Here is a 13492-nt window from a genome sequence, read left to right on the forward strand (position 1 = left end):
CGGGGATGTCCCTGATCCGACCACCCGCGCGGGTGAGTCTCATCGGCATTTTGCCGACTGGTCCAGACCGGTCAGCCGTGCTGCAGGCGGCGGCCGGTGATCTCGTCGACGTGCACCACCACGACCGTGTGCCGAGAACCGGCCGCCCACGGCTCCGGCAGCGGTACGGCGCCGTCGCGGCCCCCGTCGTACCGGACCTCGGCGCGGCCGCGGGCGACCACGCTCCACCCGGTCCGGCTCGCGGGGTCGATCGCGTCGGCCTCGAAGGCGACCCGCTCGGCGTCGACCTTCTGCGCGAGGGCGGCGTACGCCGCGGTCCGGAAGCGGACCGTCTGGGCATCGACGACGTGGTTGACCGGGACCACCGCCGGGCCGGCCGACGTCGTCCACGCGACCCGCCCGACCGGCACCGAGGCCAGCAGCTCCCAGCACTCCGCCGGGTCCAGTTCCACCGCGTGCGCCTGCTCGTCCGTCATGGGTCCAGCGTCCGGCCGCGGGCCCGGGGCCGACAGGTGCGGAGGTCCCACGGACGCGGGACCTTCGGCCGCCGAACTCACGCCGACTCGGCGATGGGGGGTCAGGCGGGCTGGTGGCTGCGGGTGCGACGGGCCCGGCCACGACGCAGAGTCGCGGGCAGGGTCAGCACCACGCCGACCACGATGCCGACCAGGGCGCCCGCGGTGTTGGCGAGCAGGTCGCGCTCGTCCGGCACCCGCCCGGGGATGGAGCGCTGGGCGGTCTCGATGGCGGAGGTCATCGCGAAGGCGAGGCCGGCGGCGACCCACCAGAAGCGGGTGCCGACCAGGAGCAGCAGGAACAGCCCCACCGGGACGAAGAGGGCCACGTTGGCGAGGAACTCGGCGCGGTCGTAGGTCAGCCAGGTGAGCTCGTCGTACCGCTGCAGGCGGGCGAGGACCCGCAGCACCAGGTCGCTCGACGTCGGCGCGGAGGAGGCCGGCGTCAGGGTCAGCCAGGCCACGAACCCGAGGTAGGCGAGCGTGGAGAGGCTGAGGAGCGGGTGGCGGTGCAGCATCCCCTCAGTCTGCCGAGGTGCTGGTGGCGGTGCTGGTGGCGGTGCTGGTGTCGCGAGCGGCGCGCCGGTTCTCCCAGACCTGGCAGCCGACCAGCACGAGCAGGGCGACCAGCGCGCCGGCGATCGCGTCGATGACGTAGTGCTCGCCGGAGTAGACGAGGCTCGCCGACATGGCGACCGGGTAGGCGAGCAGGAGCCAGCGGGCGGGGTGGCGCAGCCGCTGGATCGCGTAGAAGACCAGCAGGAACGAGAAGCCGGCGTGCAGCGACGGCATCGCCGCGACCTTGTTGGGCAGGCCGCCGAAGAAGATCGACTGCCGGTGCAGGCCGATCTCGGACCAGCCGCGTCCGGTGATCCGGACGACCGTGCCGATGAACCCGTCGCGCCCGGCCATCCACGGCGGTGCCATCGGGTAGAGGAAGTAGATCGTCAGGCCGGCGAAGTTCATCGCGACGAAGCGGCGGATCCAGCGCACGTACTCGTCGCGGTTGCGGACCCAGAGCACCCCGGCGAGGCCCAGCGAGGCCAGGAAGTGGGAGGCGTAGACGCTCGTGACGACCGTGTCGTACCAGCGCGGCGGGTCGGTGACGATGCACGGGTCGCCGCACCACGCGGCCTGCAGCTGCTCGGTCGGGGTGGTGCCGCCGCCGAGCCACTCGTCGAAGCGGATCGGCGCGGTGACGTGGACCGGGATGAAGGTCTGGTCGGCGAATCCGCGCAGCAGCGAGTAGGCGACCAGCAGCACCATCGGCAGCCACCAGTCGCGCCACCAGGCCCGCGCCGTGTCGACCGGCGCGGCCGCGTGCCACGCGACCGTCCCGATGAAGATCCACAGGCACACGCCGAGGGTGTCGCTCGGGATGCCGATCGTCAGGCTCCACACGAGCAGGGCCAGGGCGTACGCCGTCATGGCGAGGCGCCGGGTCGCCCCGCGCGTGGGCGGTACGACGACCTGGGCGGGCGCGGACGTCACGGGGTGTGGTCCTTCCGGTGGTAGACGGTGAAGCGGCCGGGGCTGCCGACCAGCTCGTAGTGGGTCTCGACCTGCTCCTGGGCCGTGCCGGCGTCGACGCCCCAGGTGCCGATCGTGCGGCCCGCGAGGACCAGCCACGTCGGCCGCCGGGGGCCGGCGAGCAGCTCCGAGAGCCGCTCGAGGTCGGGGTCGCGGACCCGGACCGGCAGGCTCCAGAGGTCAGGGTAGGGGCTGCGCAGCCCGGACTCCTGCAGGATGTTCGCCGCGCCGAACGCGACCATGCCGGTGTCGCCCGGCCGGACCTTGTCGCTGAGGTAGTCGATGACCGGCTCCTCGGGCCGCTCGACCGGGTGCACCGCCACGACCAGGATCGCGACGACCGAGGAGAGCGCGGTGACGGCGTACGCCGTGGACAGCAGGCGGGTGCGCGGGGGCCGGCGCTGCGCGGCGGCGGCCGCGACCAGCACGATGCCGGGCACCAGCCCGGTCAGGTAGTGCAGCCAGTAGCTGCCGCCGAGATAGGCGGCCAGCAGGTCCCAGCCCAGCACGACCAGGGCGGCCCAGCGCAGGTCGCCGGGGCCGTCGACGGTGCGGAGCGGCCGCCGGGCGGTCAGGGCGAGCGCGGCGACGAGCAGCGGCGCCCCGCTGGCCACCAGGGCGCCGATCATGCCGAGCAGCCGGCGGGTGGTGGTCTCGGTGGCGGAGGAGACGATCTTGGCCGCGGCCTCGCCGCGGAAGGAGACGACCGCGTCCCACAGCGCGCCCGGGTCGGTGCCGCGGAGGGCGGCCAGCCAGACCGCCAGCGCGACGGCGGCGAGCGCGCCGGTCGCAGCGCCGGCCAGGGTGCGCGTCACCATCGCCGACTCGTCCCGCCGCGGCCGCCACTGGAGCACCACCAGGGCGGCCAGGAGGACGAAGACGTCGACCAGGTTCTGCTTGACCATCGCCCCGCAGGCTCCGGCGACGCCGGCCAGGAGCGCCCAGCCGAACCCGCTCCGCCAGCCGGTCGCTGTCCGCGAGCGCAGCAGGGCCGCCGTACCGCCGAGCAGGAACGGCAGCCCCAGCAGCTCGCCGTTGACCGCGCCGCCGCCGAAGAGCGGGGTCGCGACCAGCGCGGCCGCGGCGCCGGCCGTGAGCAGCGGCGCTCCGCGCGAGGAGGGTACGGCGAGCCGCCCGATCAGACCCGCCAGCGCGACCGAGGCGACCACGGCCAGCACGCCGAGCACCCGCAGGGCGACCGCGCCGCCCAGGGCGTCGGCGAGCGCGAACAGGGCCACCAGCACCGGCGGCCGGTCGACCCAGTAGTCGCCGTAGAGCGAGCTGCCGGGGGCCCACTGGCCGGCCACGATGAGCATGCCGCCCTCGTCGGGGCTCAGCGTGCGGCCGGCGAACGGCACCCAGCCCAGGCAGGCCAGCAGGGCGAGGCCGACGACGTACAGCCACGGGGACCGGAGGGTCCAGGGGCTGGTGACGCGGCGGTGCACGGATTCCCCTCACAGGCGGTTGACAGGCGACAACTCTAGGGTGAGGAGTTCTCTCAGGTCGCGCCAGATACCTGGGTCGGTGTCTCAGTCGACGTTGGTCGGCTGGTGGATCGCGTGCCGCACCCGGTCGCAGAGGGCGACGTACTCGGGCAGGGCGCGGATCTCGTCGGCCGGCACCCGGGCCCCGTGCTCGCCGAAGACAGCGGGCTCGTCGAACACGATCCGGCCCGGGCGCGGGCTCATCACCAGGACCCGCGAGCCGAGGAAGACCGCCTCGTCGACGCTGTGGGTGATGAACAGGATGGTCCGACCGGTGGCCCGCCAGATCTCCAGCAGCTCCTCCTGCAGCCGCTCCCGGGTGAGCGCGTCCAGTGCCCCGAACGGCTCGTCCATCAGCACGATGCCGGGCTCGTTCGCCAGCACCCGGGCGATCTGGCAGCGCTGCTGCATGCCGCCGGAGAGCTCGTACGGCCGGTGCTGCGCGAAGTCCTGCAGGCCCACCAGGCGCAGGTAGCGGTCGGCCAGCTCGGCCCGCTCCGCCTTCGCCACGCCCCGCAGCCGCGGTCCGAGCTCGACGTTGCCGCGCACGGTCAGCCAGGGGAAGAGGGTGGGCTGCTGGAAGACGACCCCGCGCTCCTCGGCGGGGCCGCGGACCGGCTCGCCCCCGACCGTGACCGAGCCGGTCGCGGGCGGGAGGAAGCCGGCGACCAGCCGCAGCAGGGTGGTCTTGCCGCACCCCGAGGGCCCGGCGAGCGTGACCAGCTCGCCGGGCTCCAGGGTGAGGTCGATCCGGTCGAGCGCGGGCACGGGCGTGCCACCGACGTCGAAGTGGTGCTCGACGCCCTCGAACGCGATGGCCCGCCCGTGGCTCATTCGGCGGCCCGGGTGGCGGGGCCGGCGTCGACGTGCTCGGCGTACTGCGCGGCGTCGCCGACGGCCTCGATCTCGCCCTGCTCGAGCAGGAACTGGGCGGTGGTGAGCAGGTCGTCGGCGAACTTGCCGCCGAGGAAGTCCGGTCCGGCCTGCTCGGCCGCCCCGTGGAACTCCAGCCCGGCGAACTGCGCCTCGGCCGCGGCCGGGTCGATGCCCAGCACCACGGCGACCGACTCCGCGGCCTCGGCCGGGGAGTCCTGGATCAGCTGGACGGCCCAGTCCTGCGCCTTCGCCCAGGTGGTGAGGAAGTCCTCGTTCTCAGCGGCGAAGGCGCGGTCAACCGTCCCGACGTCGAAGGTGGGACGGCCCGCGGCGGCGGTGTCGGAGCTGGAGATCAGCCGGGTGCCGCCCTCCTCGAGGAGCTGGCTCTGCACCGGGTCCCAGACCCAGGCGGCGTCGATCTCGTCGCCGAGCCAGGCCGCCGGCATCTTGTCGGGGTCGAGGTTGATGACCGTGACGTCCTTCGCCGGGTCCAGCCCGGCGTCGGCCAGGGCCTGGAGCAGCGAGTAGTGCGCGGTGCTGCTGAACGGGGTGGCGATGGTGCCGCCCTTCAGGCCGGCGAGGTCGGTGACCGCGGCGTCCTTGACGATCAGGGACTCGGCGTCGCCGATCACGTCGTGGATCCAGATCGTCGCGATGTCGACGTCGCGCACCACGGGCTCGGAGGAGGACCGGGCCGCCGGTGCCGAGCCCATCAGGCCGAGGTCGACCTCGCCCGCGCCGTAGTAGGTGATGACGTCGCCGCCGGAGGCCGCCTGTACCCAGGTGATCTTCGCGTTCGGGAGGCAGGCCTCGAGGACGCCGCGGTCCTTGACGACCGCGTCGCCGTTCGGGATGGCCTGCCAGGCGATCCGGGCGGTCGTGGTGACCGACTCGTCCGGGGTCCAGGGGCAGTCGGTCTCGGCCGCCTTGCTCTCGGCGTCGGAGGCCTTCCGCTCGTCGGCCGACTCGACGCAGCCGCTGAGGGTCAGCGCGAGTGCGGCGGTCGCGAGCATGGCCGCGCCGGTGGTCCTTCGGGTCATGTGGGTTCTCCTTCGTACGCCGTGGCGGCGTGGTTCACGCCTTGCCCCGCCAGGGGACAAGGACCTTCTCCAGGAACTTCAGGCCGAGATCGAGGGCGATCGCCGCGAGGCCGATCACGAGGATGCAGGCGACGACGAGGTCGGAGTTCAGCTTCTGGCCCGACAGATAGGCCAGCGCGCCGATGCCGGGGATCCCGTTGGCGATCTCGGCCGCCACGACGGTGGTCCACGCGAAGCCCACGGCGACCCGGACGCCGGTGAGGATCTCGGGCAGGGTCGCCGGGATCATCACCGCCGTCAGCGTCTGGCGGCGCGACGCCCCGAGCGAGAGCACCGCGTTGACCATGTCCTCGCGCACGCCACGCACGCCGGAGATCGTGGCCATCGCGATCGGCGGGAAGGCGGCCAGGAAGAGCAGCCAGACCTTCGAGGTGTCGCCGATCCCGAACCAGACGATGAGCAGGCCGATGTAGGCGAGCGGCGGGAGCGCGCGCAGGAAGCTCAGGTAGGGCTCCAGGACGACGCCGAGCCAGGTGGTGGCCATGACCAGGCCGACGGGGATCCCGACCACGACGGCCGCCCCGACGCCAAGGCCGATCCGCTGCAGGCTGGCGAGCAGGTGCTCCCACAGGTAGTAGTTCTGCTCGCCGCGGACGATCCGGTCGGACCCCGGGCTCAGCGGGTGGTCGGTGTTGGCCCGGACGAACGCGTCCCAGACGTCGCCGGGCGGCGGCAGGAACAGCGGTCGCACCAGCCCCAGCCGGGTGACCAGCCACCACAGGGCGACCAGGGCCACCAGGGTCCCGACGTGCAGCGGGATCCGGCGCAGGCGCTGCCGTCGTACGGCGCGGGCGCGCACGGTCGTGGGGGAGGCCATGCGGCCGATCAAATCATAGTGATCTGATCGTCTTTATCGGCGAGGTGTATTTCGAGACGATCGGTCTAGTCCCGCTCGCGACCGCGGCCGCCCCTCGCGAGGGGCGGCCGCGGTCGCGAGCGGGTCGAGACTCCTCAGATCCCCAGGCTCCGCCCGATGATCTCCTTCTGGATCTCGGTCGTGCCCCCGTAGATCGTCTGGATCCGGCTGTCGACGTACGCCTGGGCGATGGGGTACTCGTTCATGTAGCCGTAGCCCCCGTGCAGCTGCACGCCCTGGTCGGCGAACTTCTTCTGCAGCTCGGTGGTCCAGTACTTCGCCATCGAGGCCAGCGCGGTGTCGACCTTGCCCTCGTTCAGCTTCATCACGCAGTCGTTGACGAACAGTCGCGCGATGTGGGCCTCGGTGGCCATCTCGGCCAGCAGGAACCGGTTGTGCTGGAACTTGCCGATCGGCTTGCCGAACGCCTCGCGCTCCTTCGCGTAGGCGAGGCAGAGGTCGAGGATGTGCTCGATCGCGGCGATGGCGATGGCGGCGATCGAGACCCGCTCCTGGGGCAGGTTGACCATCAGTGAGATGAAGCCGGAGCCCTCCTCGCCGAGCAGGTTCTCCTTCGGGACGACGACGTTGTCGAAGAACAGCTCGGAGGTGTCCTGGGCCTTCAGCCCCATCTTGTCGAGGTTGCGCCCGCGCTCGAAGCCCTCCATGCCGCGCTCGACGACCAGGAGGCTGATGCCCTGGTGGCCGGCGTCGGGGTTGGTGCGCGCGACCACGATGACGACGTCGGAGAGGATGCCGTTGCTGATGAACGTCTTGGAGCCGTTCAGGACGTAGTGGTCGCCCTTGTCGACGGCCGTGGTCTTGATGCCCTGGAGGTCCGAGCCGGCGCCCGGCTCGGTCATCGCGATGGCCGAGATCAGCTCGCCGCTGACCAGGCCCGGGAGCCAGCGCTGCTTCTGCTCCTCGGTCCCCAGCTGGCTGATGTAGGGGACGATGATGTCGGTGTGGACGGGGAAGCCCAGTCCGCTGGCGCCGACGCGCGAGATCTCCTCGGCGACGACCATGTTGTAGCGGAAGTCCTGGATCCCCGGGCCGCCGTACTCCTCCTCGACGTCGAAGCAGAGCAGCCCCTGCTCGCCGGCCTTGGTCCAGACGGCGCGGTCGACCTGGCCGTCCTTCGCCCACTGCTCGTGGTGAGGCACGACCTCGCGCTCGAGGAAGGCGCGGACGGTGCCGCGGAAGTCCTCGTGCTCCTGCTCGTAGACGGACGGGCGCTCGGGCATGGGGGTCTCCTTCGGTGCGGACGTGACGGTCTTACTGTGACAGCCATACTGTCACGGTTCAACCGTTAGGGTTCGTTTCGTGACCACCTCGCCGACCGGGCTGCTGACCGTCGACGAGCTGGCCGCCGCGGCCGGCATGACCGTGCGCACGACGCGCTACTACGCCTCGCTCGGCCTGCTGCCGCCGCCCGAGCGGCGCGGTCGGATCGCCTACTACGGTCCGCTGCACGAGGCCTACCTCGAGCTGGTCCGGGCGCTGCAGGACCACGGCTTCACCCTCCAGGCCGTCGAGCGGTACGTCGCGTCGCTGCCCGCGGGCGCCACGGTGGAGGATCTCGCGCTGCAGCGCGCGATGCTGACGTCCTGGACGTCCGAGCCGCCGCGCGAGGTCACCCGGGCCGGCCTGGAGGAGGAGGCGGGCCGCCGCCTGTCCGCCACTGACCTCGACCTGCTGGTCCGCCTCGGTGCCCTGGAGCGTCAGGGCCGCGGCTATCGCGCGCTGCCCAACCTGCGGATCGGGCTGGACCTGCTCGAGCTCGACATCGCGCCCGAGGGCGTGGCCGCCGCGGGGGAGGCGATCGCCCGCCACATGGACGCGCTCGCCGAGGAGCTCACCCAGATCCTCCGGGCGGAGGTGCTCGCGCCGTACCGCGAGGGGCACACGCCGGAGGAGGCCGCCCGGCTGGAGCAGACCCTGCCGCGGCTGCGGCAGCTGACGCTGGAGGCGCTCGTCGCCCGGTTCCAGGGCGCCGCCAACGCGGTCATCACGAGGTCGCTGGCTCGATGACCGACGTCGGGATCTCGATCCCGATCCGCTCCGCCAGGGGTACGGCGAGCTCGGCGGCGTAGACGGTCGAGATGTGGTGCTTGTCGCGCATGGTGATGACGTCGCCGACGACGGCGGGGCAGCGGTCGTCGGCGCAGAACCAGTCGTCGATCGGGACGAAGCGCGCGGAGGTGCCGCGGGTCGCCTCCCGCATCGCCTCCGTCATCATCAGGCTGCGCTCGGCGGGCCGCTCGAGGCAGTCGTCGAGCGTGGCGCCGCGGGCGCCGAGGCAGCTGCCGGCCAGGGTCTGGCGCCGGGGCACGTCGCCGAGCACGACGACCTCGCCGGCGAGGGGGGTGAGCTCGTCGATCGTCTCGCGGTAGCTCTCGAGCACCGTGTCCCGGGCGGTGAGGTCGTCGGTGCGGACCTCGCCGTCGATCGAGAATCCCGGGGGCGCCGACCCGGACAGCACGACCAGGTCGGGGCGGAGGTCGGCGACCTGCTCGCGAGCCCAGTCAGCGAAGTCGGCGCACTGCTCCCAGTCACCGCTGAGGTCGCGGGCGGCGACGTCCCGCAGGCTCGGGTTGCAGCCCGACTTGACCAGGTAGTAGGTCGTGAAGCCCATCTCCTCGAAGGCCGGGATCCAGTGCCGTCCGTGGGAGTCGCCCAGCACGACCAGGGTCCGGTCGGCGTCGGGGTCCCCGCGCTGGCACCGCTCGAACGGGGTCCCGTAGAACTCGCAGCCCCCGAGGTCGGCGCGGTCGGCGTCGAGGTCGAGCAGCCCCGGACGCAGGACCGAGGGGATGTCGGTCCCGTCCTGGGCGGCCACCACCGAGGCCTGGACGAGAGCCACCGCCGGCTCCTCGGAGACGGGCTCGTCGCCGGGACCCTCGTCGAGGTCGGCGGAGGTGATGGCGGGCTGGAGCGTCCCGGAGGGCGCCTCGGCCCAGCGGACCGCCCAGGTGCTGCCCCCGACGACCAGGATGACGGAGAGCGGGTAGAGCACGAGCGCGCGCGGCAGGCGCAGCACCGGTCGGCGGAACGGCTGCTCGACCAGGCGCCAGCTGGCCAGCGCGACGAGCACGCTGAGCCCGAGCATGGCCAGGGTCTCGCCCAGGCGCAGGTCGCGTCCCGCGTGCTGGGTCGCGATGACCAGCACCGGCCAGTGCCACAGGTAGAGGGAGTACGACGCGTCGCCCACGAACCGCAGCGGACGGCAGCCCAGGGCGCGCTGGACCAGGGCCGGTCGCCCGGTCGCCTCCGCGCCCGCGACCAGGACCGCGCCGGTGCCGAGCACCGGGAGCAGGGCGAGCACGCCCGGGTACGGGTCGGACTCGGTGACGGTGAAGCAGGCGATGACGATGAGGGCCAGACCTGCGCCGGCGAGCAGGTTGCGGGCCCGGTCGGTGAGCAGGTACGCGAAGCGCGGGGCGGCCAGTGCCAGCAGGGCGCCGACCCCGAACTCCCAGGCCCGCGTGAAGGTCGAGAAGTACGCCGTGTCGGGGCTGGCGGTCGAGGCGTGCGTCGACCAGAGCAGGCTGACCGAGGTCATCACCGCGATGCTCAGCCCGATCGCGTGCCTGGTCGTGCCCCGGTCGCCACCCCAGCGACGTCGTACGACGAGGACGCAGGCGAGCAGCAGCAGGGGCAGGACGACGTAGAACTGCTCCTCGACCGCGAGGGACCAGTAGTGCTGGAGCGGGGACGGTGGCTGGTCCTGGGCGAAGTAGTCGGTCTCCTGCGTGGCGAACCGGACGTTGGCGGCGAAGAGGCTCGCCCAGATCCCGTCGGTGGCGGTGTCCCGCACCTCGACGACCCCCAGCCACAGCCAGGTGGCGAGCAGGGTGCCGAGGGTCGCGACGGTGGCGGCCGGCAGGATCCGGCGGGCCCGGCGGGCGTAGAACGAGGTGAGCGACACGGTGCCCGTGCGGTCGATCTCGCGCAGCAGCAGGAACGTGATCAGGAAGCCGGACAGGACGAAGAAGACGTCCAGGGTGACGAACCCGCCGGGGTAGGGGCTGAGTCCGGCGTGGAAGACCATGATGGCCAGCACGGCGAGCGCGCGCATGCCCTGGATGTCGTCGCGGAAGCCGGGCCGGCCGGTGGCCGGCGTCCGCGTCAGGCGGTGCCGACCGGGGCGTTCGGTCGGGACGCGGACGCGTCCGTCCGGTCGCTGGGGCACGGGGTGGGTCCTTCCGGCGCGGCCAAGATCGTCGGGGACCCTACCCACTCAGACTGAGAGGACTCCTCACCAGGCCATGACCTCGGTCTCAGTCCTCGATGACGTCCAGACCCTGCTCGCGCAGCCGCGCGAGGTTGTCGAGCATCCCCGCGAGCACCTCGGGCGGGTGTCCCTCCCAGTCCTCGACCTCGCCGACCACCCGCAGCGCGGACCGGGTGCGGTAGGAGCGGGTGGGGTTGCCGGGGAACTTCTTGTCCGTGACGTTCGGGTCGTCCTCGAATGGACCCTGCGGCTCCACGACGTAGACGTGACCGCGCTCGTCGAGCCCGGCGAGCGCGGTGGCCAGCTCGGCTCCCCAGACCGCGGTCTCGACGATCGAGGTGAAGTAGACGTGGTTCATCACCCGGTCGGCCTGAAAGTTCGACCCGAAGCCCGCGACCAGGTCGTCGCCGACCGCGAGCGTCGCCCTGGTCCCGTGGAAGAACGGCCCGGGGTCGTCGGGCGGGTTCAGGAGACCAGCTCCTTGACCTCCGCGATGGTGGCGGCGGGGTCGGCGGTGGCCGGCACGATCGACAGGTTGGTCACCCCGGCCTCGCGGAACGCGGCGATGCGCTCGGCGACGTACGACCTCGGGCCGACCAGGTTGCCGGCCTCGAGCCACTCGAGCGGCACCTTGGCCTCGGCGTCCCGCTTGTTCCCGCCGAGGTAGAGGTCCTGGATCTCCTGCGCCTCCTTCTCGTAGCCGTACTGGCAGGCCAGGTCGAAGTAGAAGTTCTTGCCGCGCGCGCCCATGCCGCCCACGTAGAGGGCGTAGAGCGGACGGGCGAAGTCGAGCATCGCCTTGGTCTCCGGACCCTCGCCGATCGCCACCATGGCGTTGGCGCTGATCTCGAGCGGGCCGAGGTCGGCGGAGCGCTTGGCGGTGCCGCGGGCCAGCGCCTCGCCCCACACGTCGGCGGCCTTGCCGGGGTGGAAGAGGTGCGGGAGCCAGCCGTCGGCGATCTCGGCGGTCATCTCGACGTTCTTGTCGCCCAGGGCGGCCACCCAGATCGGGACGTCGGCGCGCTCGGGCCGGGTCAGCAGCTTCAGCGGCTTGCCGAGGCCGAGACCCTGGTCGCTCGGGAGCGGGAGGGTGAAGTTGCGGCCCTCGTGCACCAGCGTCTCGCGGCGCAGGCCGGCGCGCAGGATCTCGATGACCTCGCGGGTGCGACCGAGCGGGCGCTCGTAGGGCATCCCGTGGAAGCCCTCGATGACCTGCGGCCCGGAGGCGCCGAGACCGATCACGGCGCGGCCGCCGGAGACGTTGTCGAGGCCGGCGGCGGTCTGCAGCAGTGCGCCCGGCGTCCGCGAAAAGACGTTGAGGATGCCGGCGGCGATCTCGACCGTCTCGGTCTTCGCAGCGAGGTAGCCCATCAGCGTGGGGGAGTCGAAGCCGTACGCCTCGGCCACCCAGACCATGTCGAGGCCGGCCTTCTCCCAGGTGGCGATCTGGTCGGCGGACTCGCGGGGGTTGCCGGCGTACATCAGAGCGGTCGAGAGCTTCATGGCGTTGCCTTCGTGGTCGGTGTGACATTCATCGTGACAGCGTTGCTGTCACGTTAACAGTGCCATGATCCGAGGGGGTCGGACGACCCCGAGACGAGTGGAGGAGAACACGTTGACGACGTACCGCATCGCCGTGATCGGTGGCACCGGACCGCAGGGCAAGGGGCTGGGCTACCGGTTCGCCAAGCACGGGCATGAGGTCATCCTGGGCTCACGGGCCGCCGAGAAGGCCGAGCCGGTGGCGGCCGAGGTGACCGAGCGACTGGCGGGCGTGTCCGGCGCGGGCACCGTCACCGGTCTGGCCAACGCCGACGCGGTCGCGGCAGCCGACGTCGTCCTCCTCGCGGTGCCGTACGACGGCCACGACGAGCTGGTCGCCACGCTGCCGCTGGCCGGCAAGACGGTGATCTCCTGCGTGAACCCACTGGCCTTCGACAAGCGCGGCGCCCACGGCCGGGTCGTCGACGGCGGCGAGGGGTCGGCGGCCGAGTCGGCCCAGCGGATCGCGCCCGAGGCGACCGTGGTGGGCGCCTTCCACAACGTCTCCGCGGTGCTGCTGTGGGGCGACGAGGACTACCTCGACGAGGACGTCCTCGTCGTCGGCGACGTGGTCGAGGCCAAGCAGGTCGCGATGGAGCTGGCCGCGTCGGTCACGAGCCGGGTCGGCATCGACGCCGGCAAGCTGCGCCTGGCCCGCCAGTTGGAGCCGTTCACCGCGGTGCTGATCTCGATCAACCGCAAGTACAAGGTGCACTCCGGCATCCGGGTCTCCGGGCTGGGGCACGCGGCGACCGAGTGACCCTCACGCGACGGTCAGGCCCAGCCCCTCGATGACCTCGGCGCCCGGCAGCTCGCCGACCAGTCGGCCGGGGACCAGCAGCTTGCTGCGTCGTACGCCGGAGCCGAGCACCGCGACGTCGACGTCGAGGACCCGGCTGTCGACCAGCACCCGCCAGGCCGGGGGCAGGCCGACCGGCGTGATGCCGCCGTACTCCATCGAGGACTCCTCGACCGCGCGGTCCATCGACAGGAACGAGCACTTGCGAACGTCGAGGGTGCGCTTGACCAGGGCGTTCACGTCGGCGCGGGTGTCGGCCCGGACCACGCAGGCGGCGACCCGCTCCTCGCCGTCGCGCTTGCCGGAGACGACGACGCAGTTGGCGCCGGTGTCGAGCGGGAGGTCGTAGGCCGCGCTCATCGCCGCGGTGTCGGCGAGGTCCGGGTCGATCGCCACCACGGCGATCTCGCCGGCGTACGGCCAGGTCGCGAGCGCGGCGACCACGGTCGGGCCGAGCAGGTCGGGGTGGTCGAGCACGGGCAGCGGGTCCAGCCCGCCGAGCGTGGGGAGGGTCATGGGCCCATCATGTGGCATTCACCTGACGGCCACGCGCGGG

14 protein-coding genes are annotated in these 13492 nt (G+C 72.5%); 2 read left to right on the forward strand and 12 right to left on the reverse strand.

What is annotated here, in order from left to right:
* Window positions 1-71 precede the first annotated feature (71 nt).
* The 8 genes from BLT76_RS01245 to BLT76_RS01280 form a co-directional block, all read right to left on the reverse strand.
* The gene (locus BLT76_RS01245; protein WP_090849954.1) at window positions 72-476 is read right to left on the reverse strand and encodes a pyridoxamine 5'-phosphate oxidase family protein; all 405 of its coding nucleotides are present in this window, start codon (window positions 474-476) and stop codon (window positions 72-74) included.
* A gap of 101 nt (window positions 477-577) precedes the next feature.
* Window positions 578-1033 carry a VanZ family protein gene (locus BLT76_RS01250; RefSeq protein ID WP_090849956.1) on the reverse strand — a complete coding sequence of 152 codons (456 nt, stop codon included), beginning with the start codon at window positions 1031-1033 and terminating at the stop codon, window positions 578-580.
* 4 nt (window positions 1034-1037) lie between these two features.
* Complete coding sequence (locus BLT76_RS01255; RefSeq protein ID WP_090849958.1) at window positions 1038-2006, reverse strand: phosphatase PAP2 family protein; 969 nt, start codon at window positions 2004-2006, stop codon at window positions 1038-1040.
* Window positions 2003-3490, reverse strand: a complete 1488-nt coding sequence (locus tag BLT76_RS01260; protein ID WP_090849960.1) for a hypothetical protein — start codon at window positions 3488-3490, stop codon at window positions 2003-2005. Before BLT76_RS01260 ends, BLT76_RS01255 begins: the two co-directional genes overlap by 4 nt.
* Window positions 3491-3574: 84 nt before the next feature.
* Window positions 3575-4363 carry an ABC transporter ATP-binding protein gene (locus tag BLT76_RS01265; protein WP_090849962.1) on the reverse strand — a complete coding sequence of 263 codons (789 nt, stop codon included), beginning with the start codon at window positions 4361-4363 and terminating at the stop codon, window positions 3575-3577.
* Window positions 4360-5445 carry a taurine ABC transporter substrate-binding protein gene (locus BLT76_RS01270; RefSeq protein WP_090849964.1) on the reverse strand — a complete coding sequence of 362 codons (1086 nt, stop codon included), beginning with the start codon at window positions 5443-5445 and terminating at the stop codon, window positions 4360-4362. Before BLT76_RS01270 ends, BLT76_RS01265 begins: the two co-directional genes overlap by 4 nt.
* Window positions 5446-5479: 34 nt before the next feature.
* Complete coding sequence (locus BLT76_RS01275) at window positions 5480-6322, reverse strand: ABC transporter permease (protein ID WP_090849966.1); 843 nt, start codon at window positions 6320-6322, stop codon at window positions 5480-5482.
* A gap of 134 nt (window positions 6323-6456) precedes the next feature.
* On the reverse strand, window positions 6457-7605 hold the full coding sequence (locus tag BLT76_RS01280; RefSeq protein WP_090849967.1) for an acyl-CoA dehydrogenase family protein: 1149 nt from the start codon (window positions 7603-7605) through the stop codon (window positions 6457-6459).
* 79 nt (window positions 7606-7684) lie between these two features.
* Between BLT76_RS01280 and BLT76_RS01285 the strand changes: the two genes are divergently transcribed.
* Window positions 7685-8392 (forward strand): MerR family transcriptional regulator, encoded by a 708-nt coding sequence (locus tag BLT76_RS01285; protein ID WP_244509203.1) that lies wholly within the window; start codon window positions 7685-7687, stop codon window positions 8390-8392.
* Here BLT76_RS01285 and BLT76_RS01290 read toward each other — a convergent pair.
* The 3 genes from BLT76_RS01290 to BLT76_RS01300 all read right to left on the reverse strand — a co-directional run bounded on the left by BLT76_RS01290 (window position 8370) and on the right by BLT76_RS01300 (window position 12098).
* Window positions 8370-10553, reverse strand: a complete 2184-nt coding sequence (locus BLT76_RS01290) for an acyltransferase family protein (protein ID WP_090849968.1) — start codon at window positions 10551-10553, stop codon at window positions 8370-8372. The two genes, BLT76_RS01285 and BLT76_RS01290, sit on opposite strands and share 23 nt — an antisense overlap.
* Before the next feature lie 88 nt (window positions 10554-10641).
* Window positions 10642-11064, reverse strand: coding sequence for an NAD(+)--rifampin ADP-ribosyltransferase (arr, locus tag BLT76_RS01295; protein WP_090850802.1), 423 nt, complete (start codon window positions 11062-11064; stop codon window positions 10642-10644).
* A complete protein-coding gene (locus tag BLT76_RS01300; protein WP_090849970.1) occupies window positions 11061-12098 on the reverse strand; it encodes an LLM class F420-dependent oxidoreductase in 1038 nt (345 codons plus the stop codon). Before BLT76_RS01300 ends, arr begins: the two co-directional genes overlap by 4 nt.
* A gap of 112 nt (window positions 12099-12210) precedes the next feature.
* On the opposite strand from BLT76_RS01300, the gene npdG reads away from it, so the two are divergent.
* A complete protein-coding gene (npdG, locus tag BLT76_RS01305) occupies window positions 12211-12897 on the forward strand; it encodes an NADPH-dependent F420 reductase (protein WP_090850804.1) in 687 nt (228 codons plus the stop codon).
* A gap of 3 nt (window positions 12898-12900) precedes the next feature.
* Here the strand turns inward: npdG and BLT76_RS01310 are convergent, their stop codons facing one another.
* On the reverse strand, window positions 12901-13452 hold the full coding sequence (locus tag BLT76_RS01310; RefSeq protein ID WP_090849972.1) for a YbaK/EbsC family protein: 552 nt from the start codon (window positions 13450-13452) through the stop codon (window positions 12901-12903).
* Window positions 13453-13492: the final 40 nt, after the last annotated feature.

Origin of the sequence: Nocardioides lianchengensis (assembly GCF_900101465.1) — a bacterium.
GTDB lineage: Bacteria > Actinomycetota > Actinomycetes > Propionibacteriales > Nocardioidaceae > Nocardioides > Nocardioides lianchengensis.